General features: G+C 29.3%; 18 protein-coding genes and 2 pseudogenes. 7 read left to right on the top strand and 13 right to left on the bottom strand.

The genetic code is table 4. From position 1 onward, the window contains the following. Positions 1 to 21: 21 nt before the first annotated feature. The 10 genes and pseudogenes from AACK78_RS03375 to AACK78_RS03330 form a co-directional block, all read right to left on the bottom strand. Positions 22 to 288 carry a hypothetical protein gene (locus AACK78_RS03375; protein ID WP_338956428.1) on the bottom strand — a complete coding sequence of 89 codons (267 nt, stop codon included), beginning with the start codon at positions 286 to 288 and terminating at the stop codon, positions 22 to 24. Next, entirely contained in the window at positions 176 to 964 is a 789-nt protein-coding gene (locus tag AACK78_RS03370) for a hypothetical protein (protein WP_338956426.1), read from the bottom strand. The genes AACK78_RS03375 and AACK78_RS03370 overlap by 113 nt, the downstream gene beginning before the upstream one ends. Before the next feature lie 137 nt (positions 965 to 1,101). Next, entirely contained in the window at positions 1,102 to 1,317 is a 216-nt protein-coding gene (locus tag AACK78_RS03365; protein WP_338956425.1) for a hypothetical protein, read from the bottom strand. A gap of 51 nt (positions 1,318 to 1,368) precedes the next feature. Next, positions 1,369 to 2,871: a lysine--tRNA ligase gene (gene lysS / locus AACK78_RS03360; RefSeq protein WP_338956423.1), complete on the bottom strand. Its 1,503-nt coding sequence runs from the start codon at positions 2,869 to 2,871 to the stop codon at positions 1,369 to 1,371. Positions 2,872 to 2,968: 97 nt separating this feature from the next. Then, positions 2,969 to 4,204: a motility-associated protein Scm1 gene (scm1, locus tag AACK78_RS03355; RefSeq protein WP_338956421.1), complete on the bottom strand. Its 1,236-nt coding sequence runs from the start codon at positions 4,202 to 4,204 to the stop codon at positions 2,969 to 2,971. 196 nt (positions 4,205 to 4,400) lie between these two features. Continuing rightward, a pseudogene (locus AACK78_RS07495) lies at positions 4,401 to 4,716 on the bottom strand (IS30 family transposase); the annotation flags it as partial. 61 nt (positions 4,717 to 4,777) lie between these two features. Continuing rightward, on the bottom strand, positions 4,778 to 7,048 hold the full coding sequence (locus AACK78_RS03345; RefSeq protein ID WP_338956417.1) for a RelA/SpoT family protein: 2,271 nt from the start codon (positions 7,046 to 7,048) through the stop codon (positions 4,778 to 4,780). A 110-nt stretch (positions 7,049 to 7,158) separates the two neighbouring features. After that, entirely contained in the window at positions 7,159 to 7,332 is a 174-nt protein-coding gene (locus AACK78_RS03340) for a hypothetical protein (protein WP_338956415.1), read from the bottom strand. Then, positions 7,319 to 8,515 (bottom strand): tRNA uracil 4-sulfurtransferase ThiI, encoded by a 1,197-nt coding sequence (gene thiI / locus AACK78_RS03335; RefSeq protein WP_338956413.1) that lies wholly within the window; start codon positions 8,513 to 8,515, stop codon positions 7,319 to 7,321. The genes AACK78_RS03340 and thiI overlap by 14 nt, the downstream gene beginning before the upstream one ends. A gap of 15 nt (positions 8,516 to 8,530) precedes the next feature. Next, positions 8,531 to 10,246: a septation ring formation regulator EzrA gene (locus tag AACK78_RS03330; RefSeq protein ID WP_338956411.1), complete on the bottom strand. Its 1,716-nt coding sequence runs from the start codon at positions 10,244 to 10,246 to the stop codon at positions 8,531 to 8,533. A gap of 291 nt (positions 10,247 to 10,537) precedes the next feature. On the opposite strand from AACK78_RS03330, the gene rpsD reads away from it, so the two are divergent. Beyond that, on the top strand, positions 10,538 to 11,152 hold the full coding sequence (rpsD, locus tag AACK78_RS03325; RefSeq protein WP_338956409.1) for a 30S ribosomal protein S4: 615 nt from the start codon (positions 10,538 to 10,540) through the stop codon (positions 11,150 to 11,152). Between the two features lie 602 nt (positions 11,153 to 11,754). Here the strand turns inward: rpsD and AACK78_RS03320 are convergent. Next, positions 11,755 to 11,913: a hypothetical protein gene (locus AACK78_RS03320; protein WP_338956407.1), complete on the bottom strand. Its 159-nt coding sequence runs from the start codon at positions 11,911 to 11,913 to the stop codon at positions 11,755 to 11,757. A 32-nt stretch (positions 11,914 to 11,945) separates the two neighbouring features. Between AACK78_RS03320 and AACK78_RS03315 the strand changes: the two genes are divergently transcribed. Together AACK78_RS03315 and AACK78_RS07490 are read left to right on the top strand one after the other, a co-directional pair. Beyond that, a complete protein-coding gene (locus tag AACK78_RS03315) occupies positions 11,946 to 15,134 on the top strand; it encodes a protein translocase SecDF, variant type (RefSeq protein WP_338956405.1) in 3,189 nt (1,062 codons plus the stop codon). A 15-nt stretch (positions 15,135 to 15,149) separates the two neighbouring features. Continuing rightward, positions 15,150 to 15,670 (top strand): annotated as a pseudogene (locus tag AACK78_RS07490) (adenine phosphoribosyltransferase). Between the two features lie 41 nt (positions 15,671 to 15,711). Here the strand turns inward: AACK78_RS07490 and tkt are convergent. Next, positions 15,712 to 17,685 carry a transketolase gene (tkt, locus tag AACK78_RS03310; protein WP_338956403.1) on the bottom strand — a complete coding sequence of 658 codons (1,974 nt, stop codon included), beginning with the start codon at positions 17,683 to 17,685 and terminating at the stop codon, positions 15,712 to 15,714. 214 nt (positions 17,686 to 17,899) lie between these two features. On the opposite strand from tkt, the gene AACK78_RS03305 reads away from it, so the two are divergent. The 4 genes from AACK78_RS03305 (at position 17,900) to AACK78_RS03290 (ending at position 21,468) form a co-directional block, all read left to right on the top strand. Further along, a complete protein-coding gene (locus AACK78_RS03305; RefSeq protein ID WP_338956401.1) occupies positions 17,900 to 18,100 on the top strand; it encodes a hypothetical protein in 201 nt (66 codons plus the stop codon). A 643-nt stretch (positions 18,101 to 18,743) separates the two neighbouring features. Further along, positions 18,744 to 20,327 carry a TrkH family potassium uptake protein gene (locus AACK78_RS03300; protein WP_338956400.1) on the top strand — a complete coding sequence of 528 codons (1,584 nt, stop codon included), beginning with the start codon at positions 18,744 to 18,746 and terminating at the stop codon, positions 20,325 to 20,327. A gap of 244 nt (positions 20,328 to 20,571) precedes the next feature. Beyond that, the gene (gene efp / locus AACK78_RS03295) at positions 20,572 to 21,129 is read left to right on the top strand and encodes an elongation factor P (RefSeq protein ID WP_338956398.1); all 558 of its coding nucleotides are present in this window, start codon (positions 20,572 to 20,574) and stop codon (positions 21,127 to 21,129) included. Positions 21,130 to 21,162: 33 nt separating this feature from the next. Beyond that, the gene (locus tag AACK78_RS03290; protein ID WP_338956396.1) at positions 21,163 to 21,468 is read left to right on the top strand and encodes an MMB_0454 family protein; all 306 of its coding nucleotides are present in this window, start codon (positions 21,163 to 21,165) and stop codon (positions 21,466 to 21,468) included. Between the two features lie 120 nt (positions 21,469 to 21,588). Here the strand turns inward: AACK78_RS03290 and AACK78_RS03285 are convergent, their stop codons facing one another. After that, positions 21,589 to 22,452 carry a Cof-type HAD-IIB family hydrolase gene (locus AACK78_RS03285; RefSeq protein WP_338956394.1) on the bottom strand — a complete coding sequence of 288 codons (864 nt, stop codon included), beginning with the start codon at positions 22,450 to 22,452 and terminating at the stop codon, positions 21,589 to 21,591. Positions 22,453 to 22,536 lie beyond the last annotated feature (84 nt).

Below are 22,536 nucleotides of genomic sequence, written 5' to 3'. Positions count from 1 at the left end.
GTGGCATTGGACTGTTAATTCCTAATTGGCCGTGGTGACAATTGCACGACGTGATGAATTAGCAACAACCAGTGGCTTACCTTGTAACTGTGGATTAGCAACTTGATGACAACTAGCAAAAAAAACTATTCATATCAATATGAAAAATAACTTTCATTCTAACTCCCCTACTCTGTTACAGCCCAAATGGTCCGGTGTATTTATAAATCTTTTTAAAAATAAAATTATAACCAAATAAATATGTAAACTGAATACTACGAGAATAACTATGAGCAATAATTCAATCATCATATAATTCCGGAAATTGTTTTTTAACAAATGGTCGCATTTCTGTTTCATATAAATTTTCTAAATTTTGTTTAAAATAACCATTAAAACCTAATAAAATTAAATATGAAGCAATAATAAAAATTAATAATAAATTGATTATTCCATAGCGATCAATAAAAGCAAAGAATTTAAGATCTAATAAACTAGGATTAGTTTTGACTAATGCAACAAAAATAATTGTAAATAAAGTGACAATCAGAAATAAAAGTAGTAATAATGGTGGGGCAAGATATAATAAGAAATGCATTGTTCGGACATGTTTATTTTTTAAATGTAATTGCGTTGCAAAAAATGTTCGTCCTAAAATATAATCTAACCCTATTCCCGATAAAAAATAAGGCTGATTAAATAATTGTAAATCATTAATATAAAATGTTTTCTTTTTATAAGACTGGGTAACTAAAACTGGTCCTGGTTTACGGACAACTTTTAAGCCAGTAATTTTCTTTTTCGTCAAATAGCGATCAATAACTTCTAATGATATCATTCTTTCACTAGGAGTATTATTTAAATTTGGAATTGGCACTAAAATATTTCGATAAGACATAACTAAAAAAATCAATATGATAATATTAATCGCAATAAAAAATTCAATTAAAATAAAGGCAATTTCACTATTTCCTAATATCATCATAATCATCCTCTTCTGTATACTGTAAAACTAAATCATAAAAAGTTATTTGATTGTTTGATATCACGGCGTAAAACCATTGCTGTTGTTAGAATTCCTTTGTTTTCTAACAATTCATATTGTTTAATTGCATTTCGGCGTTATTTATTATGTGATTGTAATATTTTGCCCACTAAATTAATCGGTGAAATATTACAATCAATTGGTCATTCTGTCATCCGAAAATCATCATTCAAACCTTTTTCTTCACGAGTAATTAAAGATGCATCAACTTTTAATAAATTAAATTGAATAATAAAACGACGAACTAATTCGCATTTAATTAAACTAATCGCTTCGACTGTTTCTCGTAACATTAGAAGAACTTGAGCTATAACCAATTTCAATACCTAATACCATAGAATCATCTATTTTTCTCTTGGCCGCATATGAGAGAATAATAATACACCTTTAATAGAATCTTGTCCTGTTAATAACATAACTAACCGATCAATTCCAATTCCTAACCCCCCAGTTGGTGGCATTCCATATTCTAATGCTTCAACAAAATCAATATCTAATTCTTGTGCTTCATCATTACCATTATCACGTTCTGCTAATTGACTAAGAAAACGATCATATTGCTCAACAGGATTATTTAATTCGGAATAAGCATTTGCATATTCTCGTCCCTTAATAAATAATTCAAATCGATCAGTAAATCTTGTATCTTCAGCATTTGTTTTTGCTAAGGGTGAAACTTCAACGGGATGACCATAAATAAAGGTTGGTTGAATTAATTTATCTTCCACAAATTCTTCAAAAAATAAATTAATAATATGACCAACAGTATTATGAAATTTTTCAATTGGAACTTTCTTATCTTTGGCATTTTTTTTTGCCTCTGCAAAAGTCATTGGTTTTCAAAAATCAACTCCTGTATATTCTTTAATTGCATCAACCATATGTCAACGCTTTCATGGTTGCTTAAATGAAATCTTTACGCCATCGTATTTTGTTTCATCTTTATTTAAGATATTTTTTGCAATATGACAAATAGTATCTTCTGTTAATTGCATCATAAAATTCATATCTTGATACGCAACATAAATTTCAACAGTTGTAAATTCTGGATTATGACGAGCATCCATTCCTTCGTTTCTAAATAGACGCCCTATTTCATAAACCCCTTCAAATCCACCAACAATTAATCGTTTTAGTGGTAACTCTGTTGCGACACGCAAATAAAAATTCATATCTAAAGTATTATGATGAGCCACAAATGGTTTCGCTGCTGCTCCCCCATGAATTGGTTGTAAAACTGGTGTTTCAACTTCTAAATATCCTTTTTGATTAAAAAAAAATCTCATTAAAGCAATTATCTTACTACGTTTAATAAAAATATTCTTTGTTTCTGTTGATGTAATTAAATCAACATAACGACGTCGATATTTTTCTTCAATATCAGTCATCCCATGATATTTATCTGGTAATGGTCGTAATGCTTTTGCTAATAAAACAAATTCTTTAACTCGAACTGTTAATTCTGCCATATTTGTTTTCATCATTATCCCAGTAACTCCGATAATGTCTCCTAAATCAAAATTAATAAATTCTTGATATTTTTTATTACCGACTTCATCATTTCGCACATAAATTTGAAAAATTCCACTTTGATCTTGTAATGTTGCAAAACTAGCTTTTCCTGCTTCACGAAATGTTTTAATGCGCCCAGCAATTTTAATTGTTGTCTTCCCGTTATTTGTAGATAATTCCTCTTTTGATAAATGACTAAATTGTTTATTAAGGTCGTTACTAGTGTGTGTTCGTTCAAACTTTGCAATTATAAAGGGATTATGCCCATCCTTAACTAGCTTTTCTAATTTATCACGTCTAATTTGCTCTTGTTCTGTAAAATTACGTTTCTCCATTTTAATTCTCCTTTTTATTTTTAATTTGTTATAATTTTATTAACTTTTTATGATTTAGTTTTACAGTATACAGTTCAAAGAAGTTCTTATTCAAAGCTTATTTTCGATATCCACGCACCAATAAATAAAACGAACCTAATAAAATATTAACAAAAAAGAACGTGGTAATGACTGGGACTACCGCTGGATATTGAAAGTATTGTTTAAATACTGTTCACATTAAAATTTGTCAAAGTAAACCAATTACTAATCATGTTAGCATTTGAACAAAAATTAATAAATTATATGAAAATTCTTGCAGACGTGCTAAACAAAATAACATAAAATACAACGGAATAAAACTAACGACCATTAACACAATTGCAACACTTAAAATAATTCAATTTGCTGCTACATATCTTGTTGTTGATGTAAAAGCGGGAAAAATCATAATCATAACAAAACCAATCATTAAGACAATCATGCCAATGTTACTTCCTAATCGTTGGCGTAACTCACGACGCGAAGAAATATTAATATAGCCTAATCATTGGATAAAGTTAGCACCAAAGCCACCGCGATGACCAGATGATGATGGTAATAACAATTCAATTGCAATGCGAATTGATAAACCAATCACAACACTAGCAACAGCAAGTGGCATCACAAAAATAACTAATCCAGCCCCGGCTTGCATTACGCCTGGTGCTTGGGCAAAAAATTGTCCTAACCCTTCTTGATTAATCATTAAACCTAAAACAGAAAAAACATTCGGTTGAAATTGGACATTGTTCATTCATGTTACTAACCCTTGCCCCTCTCCCTCTGGTAAATTATATCAACGACTTTCTTGCTCTTGGACAAAAGAAAAGCCATCTGCAATTGCAATTAAAAATAATCCTAAAAATAAAGAAATATATAAAATAAAACTGCTAATTGTTGTCATTCATTTTCCAACTAATAAACGAATATTTCGTTTTCAATGGGCAGTTGTCGCATTTGTTAATAACACAGCAACAAAAACTGCTGTTCCAACAGCAAATAAGGTAAAAATTGGGACCAAAATATATAAATCAATTACTCAAAATTTAAAAAGAGCAAAACCATTTAAACTAAAAATTGCTTTAAACGATCCATATAATAATAAAAAATTTAAAATATTATAAGCACTATCGCCCTTCAAAGATTCTAACGGATTGGGAATAAAATCTTTAACACTTAATGAATTAACAATTTCTTGTTTTAGCGCCGGTACTTGTTGATTTAAGGTTGGTACAACGGCCCCGACAATAATAATTACAATTCCTGCTAAAAATCAAATAATACTAAATTTTAGTCAAGATTTTAATGCCATAGTTTCCTCCATTTTTCTAATAATTGTATACTGTAAAACTAAATCATAAAAAGTTAATAAAATTATAACAAATTAAAAATAAAAAACAATAATCACAAAAAAAATTAAATTAAAAATATTGTTTTTAATATTTATTTTTAAAATTATAAAATTAAACACAAAAAAATAAATTTTACTAATCTTAACAAACACTAATTTAACTTAAAAAAATTTTTTTAAAATATTGTCTTGATGTAAAGTTTTTCAAGCAAGGTCTAATTCTGGTATTTAATATATCTAAAATAGATTTTAATCTACTACGAATATTAATTAATGGCTCATTTTGACCCAATCAACGCCTTATATCTCTATTTATTCTTTCTACTAATGCTTTCTTGCGAGGTTTTACCAGGATCACAAAAATAAACTCTTATTTTAAAATGTTTTTCTATTGTTTTTCATCTATAAAATTATTTTCCTCTATCGGTTAAAATACAACTAAATTTACTAATACCAATTTGTTTAATCATTTTTGTAAATTGTAAATGCCAAAGCATAAATATATTATACCAAGAAAATAAGGAAGATGGCACTTTATTTTCTTTCTGGGATATTTTCCATCATAATGCGTTTAACAACTTTAATATCAGGAATCGCTAATAATGATGAGCGAATTTGTTGTAAACGCTCAGCATTACTAATTTTAATAATTGTTTTAATTATTAAATTCATTAAATCAGTCGAAATATTAGCCGTCATCATTTGCACAGAAGCATTTAAATGACTTAACACTTTTGTCACATTAACTAATAAGGCTGATCGCTCAATCGCTTCAATTCGAATGGCACAATCATATTGTTTATTTTTACAAACAACTTCATTTCAACTAACTTCAACTTGTCGATCTTGTTTATCGCCGGTTTGAAGATTACGACATGTTTTTAAATGAACCTTAATTCCTTCTGCTTTTGAAACATAACCTATAATATCTTCATAGGGGATTGGTAAACAGCATTGGGAAATAATAACCTTAATGCTCGAAAGTCCTTGCACAATAATGTCATCTTTTAATTGGGCTTTTTTATATTGTTTATCCTGTAATTTTTTAAGAATTTTTTCATTTTGACTTGTTTCATGATCAAGATAAACTAAATTAATTGCTTCCTCTAAAGTATATTCATCATTAGCAACATCTAATAAGAAATCTTCAATATTATTAAAATTAATAGCATGTAACCGTTCCAATTGGGTTTTTGTATCAACTAGTTTTCATTTTAAATCTTTTTTGGCAATATACTCTTCAATTTTCACTTTCGTTTGTTTAATTTTTTCTAAGTTAATTGACTTACTATCGCTGCTTGCTTCCGCTAGTTCTTTTTTCAAATATTTTTTAATTTTTTGTAATGCTGATGATGTTTTAGCAACTACTAATCAAGAATGATTTGGTTTCTGGGTCGCTGCTGTTTTAATATCAACAACATCCCCCGATTTTAAGACCGTTGAAATTGGTAAAAATAACCCATTAATTTTCGCTCCAATTGTTTTTTCGCCAATTTCGGAATGGATTTTATAAGAAAAATCAAGAACAGTTGAGCCAAACGGTAATGTCACAACTTTCCCATTTGGTGTTAACACATAAATTAATGATGAAAAAATATCATTTTGAATTATTTGCTCCATTAAATGATCTGGTTTATAAACTTCTTGTTGAATTTCATCGCGTTCTTGGACCGAGATATTTTCTAAATCTAAAATACGTTTAAAAATATCTAAGCGATCATCAATATCTTTTTGTTTCTTCGCAATATCATAATTTTCGCCCTCTTTATAACGTCAGTGGGCAGCAACCCCTTGCTTTGCTAATTCATCCATTTCTTCAGTTCGAATTTGAATTTCAAAAATAAGGCCATCTTCAGCCGCAATTGTAGTGTGTAATGATTGATATAAATTATGTTTTGGTGTCGCAATATAATCCTTAAAACGATTATTTAAGGGGGTATAATGCTGATGCACAAATCCTAACACCTTATAACAATCATCAATACTATTCGTAATAATGCGGACTGCTAAAATATCATGAATATCATCAAAGTTTTTCCCAAATTGATTCATTTTCCGATAAATCGAATAAATTGACTTACTACGTCCATAAACTTTGACCGACATCTTTTTTTCAGTAATCAAAATTTGTTTTAACTCTTCAATCTTTTGATTAATAGTATTTTCTAGCTCTTTATTACTTGATTCTAATGATGAAACAATCTTATTATATTGCACTGGATTAATAATTTTAAAACTAATATCTTCAATTTCTTGTTTAACCGCTTTCATCCCTAACCGGTGGGCAATGGCAGAATAAATTTCTAAACTTTCACGAGCAATAATTTGTTGCCGTTCTGGTTTTAAATAACCAATTGTTTTTAAATTATGTAAGCGATCGGCTAACTTAACAATAATAACACGAATATCTTTCGCCATTGATAAGTATAATTTTCGTAAATATTGAGCTTTAATTTGGGTACGATTTTCTTTCGCGAAATAACTAACTTTTGTTACTCCTTCAACTAAATTAGCAATTTCAATCCCAAACAAATTTTGTAATTCTTCAAATGTGGCTGGGGTATCTTCTAAAACATCATGCAGAAGACCCGCAATTAAGGTTTTTGGCCCCATTCGTCATTGTGCCAAAAAAAAGGTTGTTCATAAGGGATGAATAATATACGCTGCCCCGCTATTACGAACTTGACCATGGTGTTTTTCTTCGGCATATTCATATGCTTTCTGAATTTCCTTTAACGTTGTCTCGTCTTTAATGTATAGCTTAATTTGGGCTAATACTTCGTCGTATTTAATATTTTGATCCATTAGAAACAACCCCTTTTTCTTATAATTATTTTTGTATACTGTAAAACTAAATCATAAAAAGTTAATAAAATTATAACAAATTAAAAATAAAAAGCAATATTTTTAATTTGTTATAATTTTATTAACTTTTTATGATTTAGTTTTACAGTATACAAAAATAATTCATCAATTAAAATTTCTTCGTCTAATAAATGTGTCCTTGATTGTTCAGCTTTTTGCAATTCACATTCATTAACTAATTGTTTTGTTGCTTCCTTTTTTTGAAAAAAACTAGTTTTCTTCATAAATCTCGTCCTTACCAATCAAATATGTCTTGATATTTTTCTTAATTATAACATCAATTATTTCTGCTCACATTAGATTTTTTTCCTGAAATTCTGCTTGACTTATTTTTGGTTTTGTAGCCGGATTCTTCGGAACAAATAAACTACAGCAGTCTTCAAATGGTAAAATTGATGTTTGATAAGTATCAATTTGTTTTGCCAAATCAATAATTTCATTTTTATCAAAACATAATACTGGGCGTAAAATTGGTAAAGTAGAAACATTATTAATAACATTAATACTTTCAATTGTTTGCGAAGCTACTTGTCCTAATGATTCACCAGTAATAATTGCTTGGCATTTTCATTCCTTTGCTAATAAATTAGCAATACGATAGAACATTCGTCGCATAATTGTAATTCGATAACTAGCATCAGGAATATGCATTAGTTCATGTTGCAACATTGAAAAATTAACAACATGCAAGCGTTGTTGCTGTTGACCAGCATAATAGTTTAACTTTTGCACGAGAGTTTTAACTTTTTGTAATGCTTGTTCACTCGTATGAGGTGGCGTTGCAAAATGTAAATATTCAACATTCATTCCTCGTTTCATTGTTAAGAATGCCGCAACTGGCGAATCAATTCCACCTGATAACATTACAACCCCACGACTAGATATTCCAACTGGTAAACCCCCAATTGTTTTAATTTTGTTGACAAAAACATAAGTAAATTGGCGGCGAACTTCAACATCAATTTGCAACATTGGCTGATGTACATCAACTTTAACATTTGTTTGTTGCAAAATTTTTGGGGCTAATTGCTGTTTAATTTCCGTTGAAGTAAGAGGGAAAGTTTTATCATTTCGACGTACTTCTAATTTAAAAGTAGTCGGTTGATAATACTTTACTAATTCAATCGCACAATTAGCAATTGTTGGTAAATCACAACTTACTTTTTTGGCTAATGATAATGACGATGAACCAAAAATATTTTTCACAATTTCAACAATCTCCACGCTAATATTTGGATCTAATAACTCAATAAATAAGCGATCAAATTCTTTTTTAATTTGGTATTGTTTCTCATATCCAATTAATTTTGTTTTAATATTATTAACTAAAACCTTAGTAAAATCATTCCGTTTTTTTCCTTTTGTTGTTAACTCTCCGTAACGGACTAATATTACATCAAAATTCATTTTATACTCCATTTCCTATTTTTTTGCTTGCTCACCATTAATAATTTTTAATGCTAAAAATAATGAACCATCATAATCACCATCACGATAAGCAATTTGCGCATTCCGTAAATGATCATCAACATCTTCATTTGTTAAAATAAATTTCTGCGTATAAACTAATGTTTCTTGTGATAATAAATCTAATAAAATATTGTTTTTGATTTTTTCAAATAATTTTAAAACTTCGGTTTTTAAACGGCTTAGTTTCCCCATTACTTCATCCACTTCACTAGGATTATTAACATCAAATGATATTCGTTTAATTTTTTCCAGGGATTCTCGATAATCCGCAATTCGTTTTTCATATTTTGCTAATAATTTTTTATATTGTAATTGATTTAACCGCACTTCCGCTTGTAATAAAACTACTTCTAGTAAATGAATTGTCCGACGAATTTCTGTTTCAGCAAAATTCCGTTTTTCAATAATTTTAACAACATTTTCTAATGCTTCTTGTGTCACAACCGCATTTTCTAATAAGCGAACTAATTCTTGGTTAAAGGTAACATAATCCTGCCCATTTCGGTTAATTTCTAAGACTAACCGGTTAGTATCATGGGTTAAATCTTTTGTTTTCCCCATTGCTTCACGATAAATACTTTCTTCTTGTGCCGTTAATGTTGATGAACTTCGTAATGCTTCAATTTGACGCGAAATTGCATTAAAACTTCGTTCAATTTTATTTATATAATCCATTACAACTTGGTAGTATGTTTTAAAACACGAAATAATTGCTTTTTGTTGTTCAATATTTTGATCAAAATCACTAATTTGATTAATAATCTCAATGGTCTTTTTTGTTGCTTTTTTATATTGCAAGTTATCAATATACTTTGAAATTAAAATTTTAGTTACATCGATATTCTGTGCTAATTCATCAAAACCATACTTTAACAAATCCCGACTACTTTCATCTTTATTAAAAAGAACATATTTATCTTTTAATAACGAAAGTTTATTCGGAACCACTTTTGTTAATAATGTTTTAATTTGCGGAATGTTATCTAAAATCTCAATAAAAATAGTTAATGAAGTAATAATATTTGATAAAATTTGTTCTGTTTTAGCAAAATCTCCCGCTGTTAAATAATCCTCAAATTCATCAAACATTCTTTCAATATTTTGTTCAAAATCATTAATCTTTTTTGTATCTAATGAAACATTCATTTGCAATTTAACCACATCTTCTAATAATGAATTAAACATTTTCTTATGCGCTAAAATATAATCTCGTTGTAATAATTCAATTTGTAATTGACTATTAATTTCATCTAATAAGCGACGAGCTTCTGCTTCTAATAACGTTAATTCTCTCAATAACGGAATAATTTTTTGTGTCGTTACCTTTGGCAATTTCTTTGTTGCTGCTTTATTAGTTTGATCTAACTTTCGAAATACTTCTAAACAACTTATTAACTTTTTCTCATAAATAATTTCATACTTTGTTCGTCATATAATAAGATTCTTTGCATAACGATTATTATAACGGGCAATTTCTGAAATCCGAAAAAGCTTATGTTTTAACGGTAACCGCTTTAAAATATCAAACTTTTGTAAAACTTTAATTTTAATTGTTTTTAAATGACGCTTTTTCCCTCACAAGACTAGCGTTATAATTAATAATAAAAGGCAGATAAAAAACAGAATAAATAATGTTAATTTAACTGGATTATTAATAATATTACCCATTTTACTTTGCCCCCTAATCACTACTATATATCAATTGAATTATAGCACTTGCAAAAGATATTACATTAAAAATTACCAAAAAATATTGAATTATCTTGGATTTTATTATACAATAATTTGTAGACAACACAGAGAAGCAGCAGAATTGCATAGTAATGTTCTTAGTTTTTTATTAAGTACTATTTAATGTTAAAGTAACCCTAGCTGTTAGGGTGAATCAAAAAACTTCCTTTATTAGAGCAATTCAATGAATCTTTTTGTATGTCATAATGATATATAGGAGGTTTTTTAATGGCACGTTATCGTGGAAGTATATTTAAAAAAGCAAGAAGATATGGTTTTAGTATCTTAGAAAACGACAAAGAGTTTTCAAAAGGGAAGAAAAGAACAACGGCTCCTGGTCAACATGGACAACGTCGTACAAAATTATCAAACTATGGGTTACAATTACATGAAAAACAAAAAGTTTGTTATATGTATGGATTAACAGAACGTCAATTCCGTAATACTTACAGTAAATCAAAAAAAATGAAAGGAATTACCGGAACAAACTTCTTAATTATGTTAGAATCACGCTTAGATAACATTGTTCATCGTATGGGTCTATCACAATCAAGAGCTGGAGCTCGTCAATTAGTGAACCATGCTCACATTCTTGTTAATGGTAAAAAAGTTGATATTCCATCATACAATTGTAAACCAGGTGATGTTATTAGTGTTAAAGAAAGTTCACAAAAAAATGTTAAAATTTTAGAAAGTTTAGATAGTCAAGTTAGCACATTAGAATTTGTTAAGTTTAATAAAACTAAAATGACTGGAACATATGTTCGTTTTCCTCTTCGTGAAGAACTAAATAGTAATATTAATGAAGCTTTAATTGTTGAATGATACAATCGTTTAGTATAAAAAACATCTCAAATGAAATTTTTTTTGAGCGCGTAAAATATTCTGTATACTGTAAAACTAAATCATAAAAAGTTAACTATTAATTTAGTTAACTTTTTTTAAGTTAATTATAGGAGGTTGAAATTATGCAAATAAAGAAATATTTAATTTTGCGGTCGTTAGTGAAAAAGTATGGTAAAGATATTGTTATTAATACTGTCAATAAGATTGCAAATGATATTGAAATTAAAAAGTAAAGAATAAATTATCCCGTGTAATTTACAATTTTCAATTAACTTTCAATTACTTCCAACTGGTGATTGCTGTTGTTTGGGTTCTGGTTTATTACTTGCCGTTTTCACTATTATTTGGTTTTTCGCAACTAATTAATGATGTTCTACTTGTTGCTTTTAATCCGATTGCTCCTAAAATATTTAAAATGCTATAATTTATGTGCAATAATTATAGCATTTTAAATATTTTAGGAGGTAAAGTATGAAAAAATATGAAAGATTAGATTTTAATGAAAGAGTAAATTTGGAAAAATTAAAAGATAATGAATTATTTAAAAAGGAAAATGGAATATAGACTGCACCCTGTTTAGTAAGTATTAATAAAAAGGTTTACAAACTTTCATTTATTATATATTTTTCTTTTTGGTTTGAATATCATTTATTTCATTTTTTAACATCATTAATATATTCATTATGAGATTTATAATTTTTATTATGGATTAGACTGCATCCAATACAGATTTTAATTTTATAATAAATAGTGTACAATATATAAAGGAACATTGAAAAGTAGAATAGTGGTGTCAAAAGTGGGAAAAAAAGAACAAGTTAAAAAAATTAGAAAACCAAAAGATAGAAAAGCAATTTCTCGATTAATTATTCGGATTGGAACATTAATTGTTTTAGTCGTGGCAATGATTGTTGGGGGTTTTTTTTCAGCGGATGGTTTTCGTTATTCATATCGAGCAGGGATTGCTTATTCAGGAGGTTATCAAGTTCAAGTTAATGTTTTTGATAAAAGAGCTTCTAATTATGTTCATGATTCTGATATGCCCAATGGTGACAGTAAAAAGGGATTAGAATTATTACGGAATAAATTAGATCCATTATCAAACCAAAACTTGTATTTGCAAACATTAGGCCGTAATTCAGTCGAAGTTGTTGTTGGAAAAGATATGTTTAAATCTTACAGTGACTTGAGGAAAGCAATTCAACGCTTAGGAGCAATTTATTTAACTGATAGTAAAGGAAATGATTTATTAGTTAGTGATAATAATGGTACAAAAGAACGAACACCATTAAGTGATGTTATTTCTAGTTCAATAACAGGGGTTGACCAAACCCGTCGACCAATTATTACTTTACAAATTAAAGATCAACAAAAATGAGATAGTATCATTAATGGTTTAAAACCGTCAGAACGAGGCGGTCAAGCACAGCCATTATATATTTGAACTGATATTGACCAAATGATTGATGATTTACGCCATGATATTGACAATATGTCATCAATTCAAACCTTATTTAATAGTGAGATTAAAAGGAGTGTTTCTTCAAGTGATTGAACAAAAATTAATAAAATTTTTGATATGGAATATTATGATCAAAGTTCTGCTCAAATGCAATCAGGAAACTTATTAGATAATTTTGGTGTACCAATTTTACAAATTAGAGAATGAATGGAAGATGTTCGTTTTCGTTTTACCACAGTACCCCAAAGTCAATTAATAATTGACCCAAATGATAAAGTGGCAATAACAAATGAGTACATTGACCCGTTACGCCCACAATTACAAAAAATTATTGAGTATGATAAGACTTTAACTGAAATATATAAACAACACATTATTAATTGAAGTTCAATTAAAAGTGGCACAGGGGCAGCTAAAAATTCAAACCAAATTTTAACATCAAGTGAAACAGAAGTCCGCCAAATTAGTAATTTAATTAATGGTGGATTAAGTGGTTTAGAATTTATTATTCATGGATACCGTTTTGTTCCACCTGTTGTCTCAGGTAATATCTTTAAAATTTCAATGATTATTTTAGGCATATTAGTCTTAGCTATCTTTGTTGTTTTATTAATTTATTATCGTTTATTTGGTTTAATTGCTGTTTTAACGTTATTATTTACAATTATTGCAACCTTTTATTTCTCATCGTTATTAAAGGTTGAAATTTCCCCAGAAAGTATTGCAGCCTTAATTATTGCCTTTGGTTTATCATTAGAAGGAAACTTACTCTTCTTCTCTCGTTATAAACGGGAACGCTATGAAAATAATATTCCGTTTGAACCGGCGATGAAAATTGCCAATAAACAAACAATCGCAGTGTTTGTTGATGCTTTAGTTGTTTTAATGATTTTAGGATTATCTCTATTTTGAGCAGGAACTAATAATATTAAATCTTTTGCCATAATTTTATTAGTGGGCTTAATTATTGCTATTATTATGGTCTTTACTGTTGCCCGTTTAATGTACTGAATTGTAATTAAGTTACATTGACAAGAGAAATATCGTTGATTAGATGTTTCACGCTTTTCATTATGAACATTCCTATTGAAAAAACGTGTAACCCCCCCCCCAGCCGCCTTGCCATCCAAAACAACGGCTTTAAATGCAACAATGGCTCCTAGTTCAGAAAGAGAGCCGACACTAACTGTTGAAACAATAGAACCAATCTTAACAATAGAAGGTAAAAAAAATAAAAAGGTAAAGCATGGTAAATCAACATTTTATAATATTACAAAATGAACCCTAATTATTGGAATTATTTTATTAATCATTGCCTTGGCAATTGGTTTTGCAGGAAAAGCTAATATTGCTAATTCAATTAAACCAGGAATTAATATTACGATTAGTGAGGAATTATGAGGAACTAGTGGATCTGAGCGAGTTCCTGATGAAGTAGCTATTGAAAAGTTAAAAACTCATATAGATAATTTCCGTCAAACCAAAAATTATAGTTTTAGTTTTAATATTTATATTATTAAGAAACAAGAAAGTGGCGCAAGTAGTCGTATTTTAGTTGTTAGTACAAATATTACCAAAGGAACTTATGAACGAGAATTAAAAGCAATTATTGCAACATTCTATAGCGCAAGCTCGGAGGACCCGACAGTGTCCTTACAACAAACGAATCCAGTTATGGAGGGTTATATTTTAAAAGTGGCGGCCATTAGTTTGGGAATTGGCTTAGCATGTATTTTTGTTTATACTTTATTCCGTTTAGATTGAGCTCAATTTGTTGGGATGGTATTAGCTGCTGTTTTTACCTTAATTGTTACAATTTCTATTGCCATTATTACGCATATTTTAATTACCTTTGAAATGTCAATTGCTTTCTTAACAATCTTTGGTTTTACCATTACCTTTGGGACAATGGTGATGGTCCGCGCGAAACAAAATAAAAAAGCAATTAATATTCAAGAGTATGAAACATTTTTTGCCTATATGTCAGAGCATCGTGTCCAAATGAAGCGCTTACATCGTGCGCATAAAGTTTATTATCAAGAGGAATTAAAAAAATTAGCATTAAAACATCCTGATTTAAAATTAAAAGAATTGAAAAAAAAATATCATGATCAATTGCACCGTATTCAAATGGTCGCAAAAGATATTAAAAGTAAAAATCATAAAATAATTCGAGAAATTCGCAAAGAGTTTCGAATTTATAATTATAAACATAACTTTTTACAAAAAGTTACCAATGTTACATTTAAACAAATGTTACAACATTGTCTAACTTTAGGAATTATGTTTGCAGTCTTATTAATTACCTTAGCGGCTTTTTCAGGAATATGATTTGGTTTTAATCTTGTTGTTTTAATTGGCTTAATTGTGGGAATGTTCGCAACATTATTTGTTGCAATTCCAATTTGAGTAGCATTAGAAAAATATCGTGCTTTAAATAAAATCCGTGTTAAAAATTACTTAGATTCACAACGTGTTGAAATTGATGAACAAATTGTCATTGGCATTAATGATTAATTAATCAAGAAAGGAATTTTTAAAAATGGATCTAAAAAATTTATTGTTGATATTCCTAATTATCCCGAACCAGGTATTATTTTTCGTGATATTACGCCGTTGTTAAATAATGCGGCTGCTTTTAAAACAGTGATTGATCAATTAGCAGCCTATGCGTTGGCCCAAAAAAAGCAACTGTTATTATTGGCCCCTGAGGCGCGTGGCTTTCTCTTTGGTCCCGGCGGCGCTATTAGCTATACGCTATTAACTTGCGTTTTATTCCTGTTCGAAAGGCCGAGAAGTTACCACGACAAGTTATTAATGTGAAATATAGTTATGAATATGCGGCGGCTAATTAATTAGAAATTCATGCGGGTGGTTTACAACCCAATGCCGGCGTGTTAATTGTCGATGATGTTTTAGGCATCAGGGGGGGAACAGCTCGTGCAATGTACGAACTTATAACGCAAGAAAAAGCAACCGTCGTTGGGTTAACATTTGTGATTGATTTAACTAACATATTTAAATGGAAAAAAGGTTTAGTTTCATACTTGTAAATTTTAAATACCAAATCATAAAAAGTTAACTAAATTAATAGTTAACTTTTTATGATTTGGTATTTAAAATTTACAATAGCATTAACAATATTTTCAACATTAAAGCCAAAATATTCTAAAACATCTTGGAATGGGCCTGATTGGCCAAATGTATTAATTCCAAAATTTAACCCCTTATTTGAAGTATAACGTTCTCATCCAAAAGTTGTTCCTAATTCAATTGAAGCAATTAGAGCGTTTGGTTCTAATAATTTTGTTTTATACTCAGCATCTTGTTGTTCTAATAATTCTCAACATGGCATTGATACGACCTTTACTTTAATTTTTTTATCATGCTCCAATTTTTGCGCCACAGCAATAGCCATGCTTACTTCACTACCTGTTGCTAATAATACAACATCATTGTTATTATCTTCACCATAGACTTGATAAGCTCCTTTTTTAACCATTTCAACATTTGAATGTTCTAATTCTGGTAAATCTTGCCGAGTAATTAAAATAACACTTGGCGTATGCTTTGTTTGTAAAGCTGTATGATAAGCCCCTAATGTTTCATTAAAATCAGCGGGACGAAAAACATTTAAATTTGGTTGACTACGCAACATTGCCAATTGTTCAATTGGTTGATGAGTTGGTCCATCTCCACCAACAGCAATTGAATCATGGGATAACACATAAATAACGGGGATTTCCATTAATGAACTTAACCGAATTGCTGGTTTCATATAATCCGCAAAAACAAAGAATCCACTTGCAAAAGGTGTTAATCCGCGATGAAGACAAATTCCATTATTAATGGCGGCCATTGCAAATTCACGGACCCCATATGCTAAATTACGCCCTTTACGATTTTCAACACTATAAACGCCATCAGCACCTTTTGCTTTAGTACTGCCACTTAAATCAGCACTACCTCCAATTAAACTTGGAATCATATTTGAAAGACGATCAAGAATTGCTCCACTACTAATCCGTGTTGCTTGGGCTTTAATTGGTTTTAAATCACGCAAATCTTGCGGATTAAAATTAAAATTACCATAAACTGCATCATCAAGTTCTTTCCCTAAGGCTGGATTTTCTTTGCAAAATCCCTGATACATTTTTAATCATTTATCATGCTTATTAATTCCCCGTTGTTTAACATTAACATCAAAATCATCATATACTTCATTAGGAACTTCAAATGGTTTGTAGTTTCATTTTAGCATTTTGCGAATTGTATCAATATCAGCTCCTAATGGGGCACCATGAACTGCCGGTGTTCCTTGTTTAGTTGCACCATAACCAATAATAGTTTTTACTTCAATTAAAGTTGGTTTATCACTTTTTTTCGCTTTAATAATTGCTTGGTCAATTTCTTCAACATCATTACCATCTTTAACAAAAAGATAATTTCAATTCGCTGCTTTAAAACGATTTCCAATATTTTCACTTTGCGCAACATTAACCATATTATCTAATTGCACATCATTTGAATCAAATAAAACAATTAATTTATTTAATTTTCAATGTCCCGCTAAAGAAATTGCTTCTTGTGTAACACCTTCTTGTAAATCACCATCACCACATATAACATAAGTATAATGATTATAAATCGGATATTTTTTTGTATTGTATTTTGCTGCTAATTGAGTTTCTGCCAAGGCTAATCCTACTGCCGTTGCAATTCCTTGTCCAAGCGGACCAGTTGTAACATCAACTCCGGGAGTTAAATGTGATTCAGGATGGCCAGGAGTAATTGAGACAACTTGGCGAAAATTGCGTAAATCATCAATATTAAGATCAAAACCTGATAAATGCAATAAACTATATAATAAAACACTCCCATGCCCAGCTGCCAAAACAAATCAATCACGATTTGTTCATTTATCTACTTGTGGATTAACAACTAAATGTCTTGTAAATAAAGTATAGGCCATTGGTGCCGCCCCAAGAACAATTCCTGGATGACCTGAATTTGCTTTATTAATTGCTTCAACTCCCAACATTTTAATTGTATCAATCGATTTTTTCATTCTATTTGTTTCCTTTTTATACAGTGTATACTGTAAAACTAAATCATAAAAAATTAATAAAATTATAACAAATTAAAAATAAAAAACAATAATTACAAAAAATATTAAATTGTATAATGTACAATGAAGTAGGATAAAATTGACTCCTTAATAAGAGTCAATTTTTTTATTTAAAAATTAACTCTAAAAATAATATCAATGAAAGGAGCAAGCAATGGGAATTAATATGCAACAACAAATTTGCGATGTTAATGATTACTATAAAACAATATCCTTTATTACCGAAGAATTTATATCAAATAGAGTTTTATGAACTTGTGAAAAATACAAAGATTTATTAAATCAAACTAAAAATTGAAAACAAAAGAAATATTATCAACGCTTAGAAAATGAAAAAATTATCTTTGATTGATAAACTGGTTCTTTAAAACTTAAATTTTATAAAACAACTTAATGTAGTGTGGAACGGTTATTTATTAATAATTAAGTACTAAATGGATTAAATAATTCATTTTCCAGAGCCGTCCTAGGAGAGTACTGAAATAGTGTATGAGGAAATATGTAAATCGGCGTTGGTTATATAACTAAGCGATAGTGGTGCTAAGTGCAAGGTCAACATCAAACGACAATAAATATTGAGATGGTCACTTTATAAATAAATTTGCGATAGATATTACTTCTTAGAAGTGGCAGCAGTTTAAAAAACCACAAAGCCAGCACTGGGGGGGCTCTTCAAGGTGCTAGTGAATTTATTTTAAAAACTGAACATTTTGAATTGAAATGGTGCGGATGAAGAGGTGTATATAGATGGCGTCGCAAATATACAAACAACTACAAAATGTAGAACATTATAGTACTTTGTAGTTAATTGTAAATATAAATCGCCACCACTTCACTTTGAAGGTTAGCGGTGGCGTAGTAAATAAATAGATAAATATTTAATTTGTTATAATTTTATTAACTTTTTATGATTTAGTTTTACATTATACATTAGCAATAATATTAGCAATAATTAGTAACTTGTAGTATATAATAATATTAATGAAAGAGGGAAGCACATGGTTTTTTTTCAATTATATTTTAAAAATATTTTTAAAAGAAAAAGCGATAGTCAACAACAACGAAATAATGACCCCAGTGCGCCATTGACACGACGCCGCTATTGGTTACCCTTCTCAAAAATATCGGGAAGATTATTTTTAGTTTATATTTTAATTGTTTTATTTTGTGGACTATTATTATCTATTCCTGGGGTTGTTAATGGTGGTCGAACTGTTTTTGATCGTAAAGGGGATATTCTAGGGCATTATGATTTTTGTTGGAATTATTTAGTTGGTTTATTAACTGCTTCAAGTGCTTTTTCCGATACGGGGATTACGATTAGTAACCCAGCGGCTGATTATAGTTTTTGAGGGCAGTTAATAATCTTAATTTTGATTCAAACAGGTGGTTTTGGGATCGCTACTTTTAAAATTATGATTTTTGTTTGATTAGGACGGCGAATTTCAATTAAAGATAAAATGTTAGTACAAGGTGAACGGGGAAGTAATAATTTTGGTCATATAATTGATTTAATTAAAAATAGTTTTATTTTCTTAATTATTTTAGAGTGTTTTGGAGCAATTTTGTTATTTTTTAATTTTTATTTTTCTGAATTATCAATTGAAGGAAAATATATGATTGATAATGTTACTTACCATAATTTTTGACGAAGTTTATGAAGTGGGGTTTTCCACTCAATTTCTTCAATTAATAATGCTGGATTTGATATTATTGGTAATTCATCATTAATGCCTTATAATAGCAATTATTTTATTCAATTTATCTTTTTATTTCAATTTATTATTGGAGGTTTAGGATTTCCAAATTTTTATGACTTAAAACGTAAATTCGTGGCATGACGACGTAAAGAACATGCTAAATTCACTTTATTTACAAAAATTAATTTAATTACCTATGTTGGTTTATTAATTGTTGGGGTTTTTAGTGTTTGATTGATTGAATTTACTAATATTAATACGTTAAATATCCAAGGTGGTTATATTGAAAGTATTTTACGAAATTCAACTTCAAATTGGAATGGTTTTATGAATATTTTCTTTAATACAATGTCAACCAGAAATGCTGGTTATTCAACAGTTGATATGGGGCAATTTTTACCAGGGGCTCGGATTGTAATGTCAATTATGATGTTTATTGGATCAGCCGCATCTTCAACAGCGGGGGGAATTCGAACTACAACATTAGCTGTTATTATCATTACCATTTGGTCCATTATTCGGAATAATAATAGTGTTAATGTTTTTAAACGGAAAATTCCAAATGAAACAGTAAAACGAGCTCTAGGAGTTACCGTTATTTCGGGAGCCTTAATTGCCATTGCTGTTATTTGCATTAGTTCGGAAAATCCTAATCTTGATGTCTTAAATATCTTTTTTACGATTTGTAGTGCCTTTGGGACAACGGGATTAAATACATTAGGTTTTAAAGATATATATAATCTTGGTGTTTTAAGTACTTTAATCTTGATTTTATTAATGTTTATTGGACAAGCAGGAGTTTCTTCAACTTTATCAGTTTCAATTCGTGGCAGCGGTGAAAAAGAATATAGTTATGTTGAGGAAAATATTTTAATTGGTTAGTTTAAAAAACGGTCTTTTTGTAAGGTGCCATATGCATTTAAGAATTTAGCATAATACCGCGTAAAAGTGTTTTTTTACGTTTAAAAGGAGAAATTCGGTATGATTAGTACACATTTACAATTTACAATTTCAGTTTGAGAAAAATTTTAGTTAAAAAGAATTTGCCCTTTTTCTTAATTTTAATAATTTTCTGGTTAAAATTAAGATATAATTAAAGCAAGAAAAATAGAAAAGGAAGAAGAAGATGATTAGTGTAAACGATTTTCGCCCCGGATTAACGTTTCAATATGCGGACAACATTTATGTTGTAATTGAAGCACAACATTCAAAATCAGGGCGTGGCCAAGCACATGTTAAAACAAAAGTTAGAAATTTGCGCAGTAATGCGACAACAAATATTACTTTCACTGGTGGCGATAAAGTTGAGAAAGCAATTATTGATAAAGTTGATATGCAATATTTATATGATGATAGGGTCAATGTTATCTTTATGGATATCCAAACTTATGACCAATTAGAAGTTCCGTCAACTAAGCTAGTTTGAGAAAAGAACTTTTTAAAAGAAGGGGTAATGGCTTCTGTTACAAAATATGAGGGTGAAGTTTTAGAAATTATTTTACCAGATAAGGTGGATTTAGTAATTACCGAAGTCAAAGCAGCAGTTAAAGGGGATACGAGTTCAGGAGCCATGAAAAAAGCAGTGTTAGAAACTGGCTTAGAATTACAAGTACCATTGTTTATTAAAGAAGGGGAAGTAATTATCGTTTCAACTAGTGATGGGAAATATTCAGGTCGTGCCTAATCTTCATCAACAAATAAAGGAGAGTAACTAAAAATGAATAATAATTTTAATGAATTAACAGTTGATAATAATCATCGGGGGACAATTGTTGTCAGTTTATTAACAATTAAAAAAATTATTTTATATGCAATCCATGATATGACACACCAATATTTTGTTGATAAAGTTGAATGTCGAATGTTTGATAATGCATTATTACATATTTATATTAGTGGTAAAGTAATCAAAAAAGAAGATTTAAATGATTTAACCACTGAAATTAATGAAGCAATTATGAAAGAATTAAGTTATTCTTTACAAATTAAATCAAAGAATATTAGTATTACTTATCATCATTAGTTGTCTTTGCATGGCTTCATCGTACATGATGCCAATTAATAGTAAACCAAAAGTAGATATGAAGATTGATATACCAAGATTAAAAATATCTAAAATGGGATTAGTATTTACAATTTACATTTAGACATTTTCTCCATTTAATAATTTTTTCAAATAATCGCCAACTCCCCCTTTGTCATTTGCTAAATGCGTAATTCCGCGCGCATTGGTTTTTAAATTATCATTTCCATTTTTCATTGCTATTCCATAGCCAACATTTTGTAATAGTTCTAAATCATTCATTTCATCGCCAAAGGCGATAACATCACGAATGTCAACATTATAGTATTGTGCTAGAATATTAGCGGCAAATCCTTTTGAAACAAGTTTATTGGTAATATTAATCATTGTTTGGGTTTGACCACTACTATAGTGGCCAATGTTAACCTGTACAGAGTTTTTGAAACTTTCAAATATTCGCAATATTTGATCTTTTTCATTAGCATTATTTAAGTATAATGCCATATTACTAGCGGGGCCTTTTCAAGCATTATAAGGATTAGCGACAAAATATTCATCATCAGCAACATCATCAAGATGAAAGTAATTTTCAATTGCTTCATCTTTTTTTCAACAAATTGCCTTATCATAATGTTCAATTAAAACATTTGCAACAATATTTTTAACATCAGGATGGTTGATAATATTCATAATAACATCATAAGAAATTGGGAAAACTAATCGTTTAAATTCTCGTTTTAATGGATCGTGAATATGGCCACCATCAAAGTTAGTTAATAAGGTGTCTAACCCTAATTCGCGATAAAAGCGAATGCTTGCCCGGTGCGGACGGCCAGTTGTAATACATACTTTGTGTCCGGCATGAACAGCTTCTTTGATAGCTTCATGTGTTTTTGGATGGATTGTTTTGCCATCATTCATTAACGTTGTTCCATCTAAATCAATTAGAATTAAACGTTTTTTATTTAAGTGTTGTAATTTCATGAGGCTCCTTTCTAAAAAGCTATGTTTCTTATCCCTGTATATCTTATTATATCTAATATTTTTATTTTTATAATTATTTTTAAA

The sequence above is a fragment of the Spiroplasma endosymbiont of Polydrusus cervinus genome (genome assembly GCF_964019755.1).
GTDB lineage: Bacteria > Bacillota_I > Bacilli_A > Mycoplasmatales > Mycoplasmataceae > Spiroplasma.
This window is presented reverse-complemented; position numbering and strand designations above follow the sequence as displayed.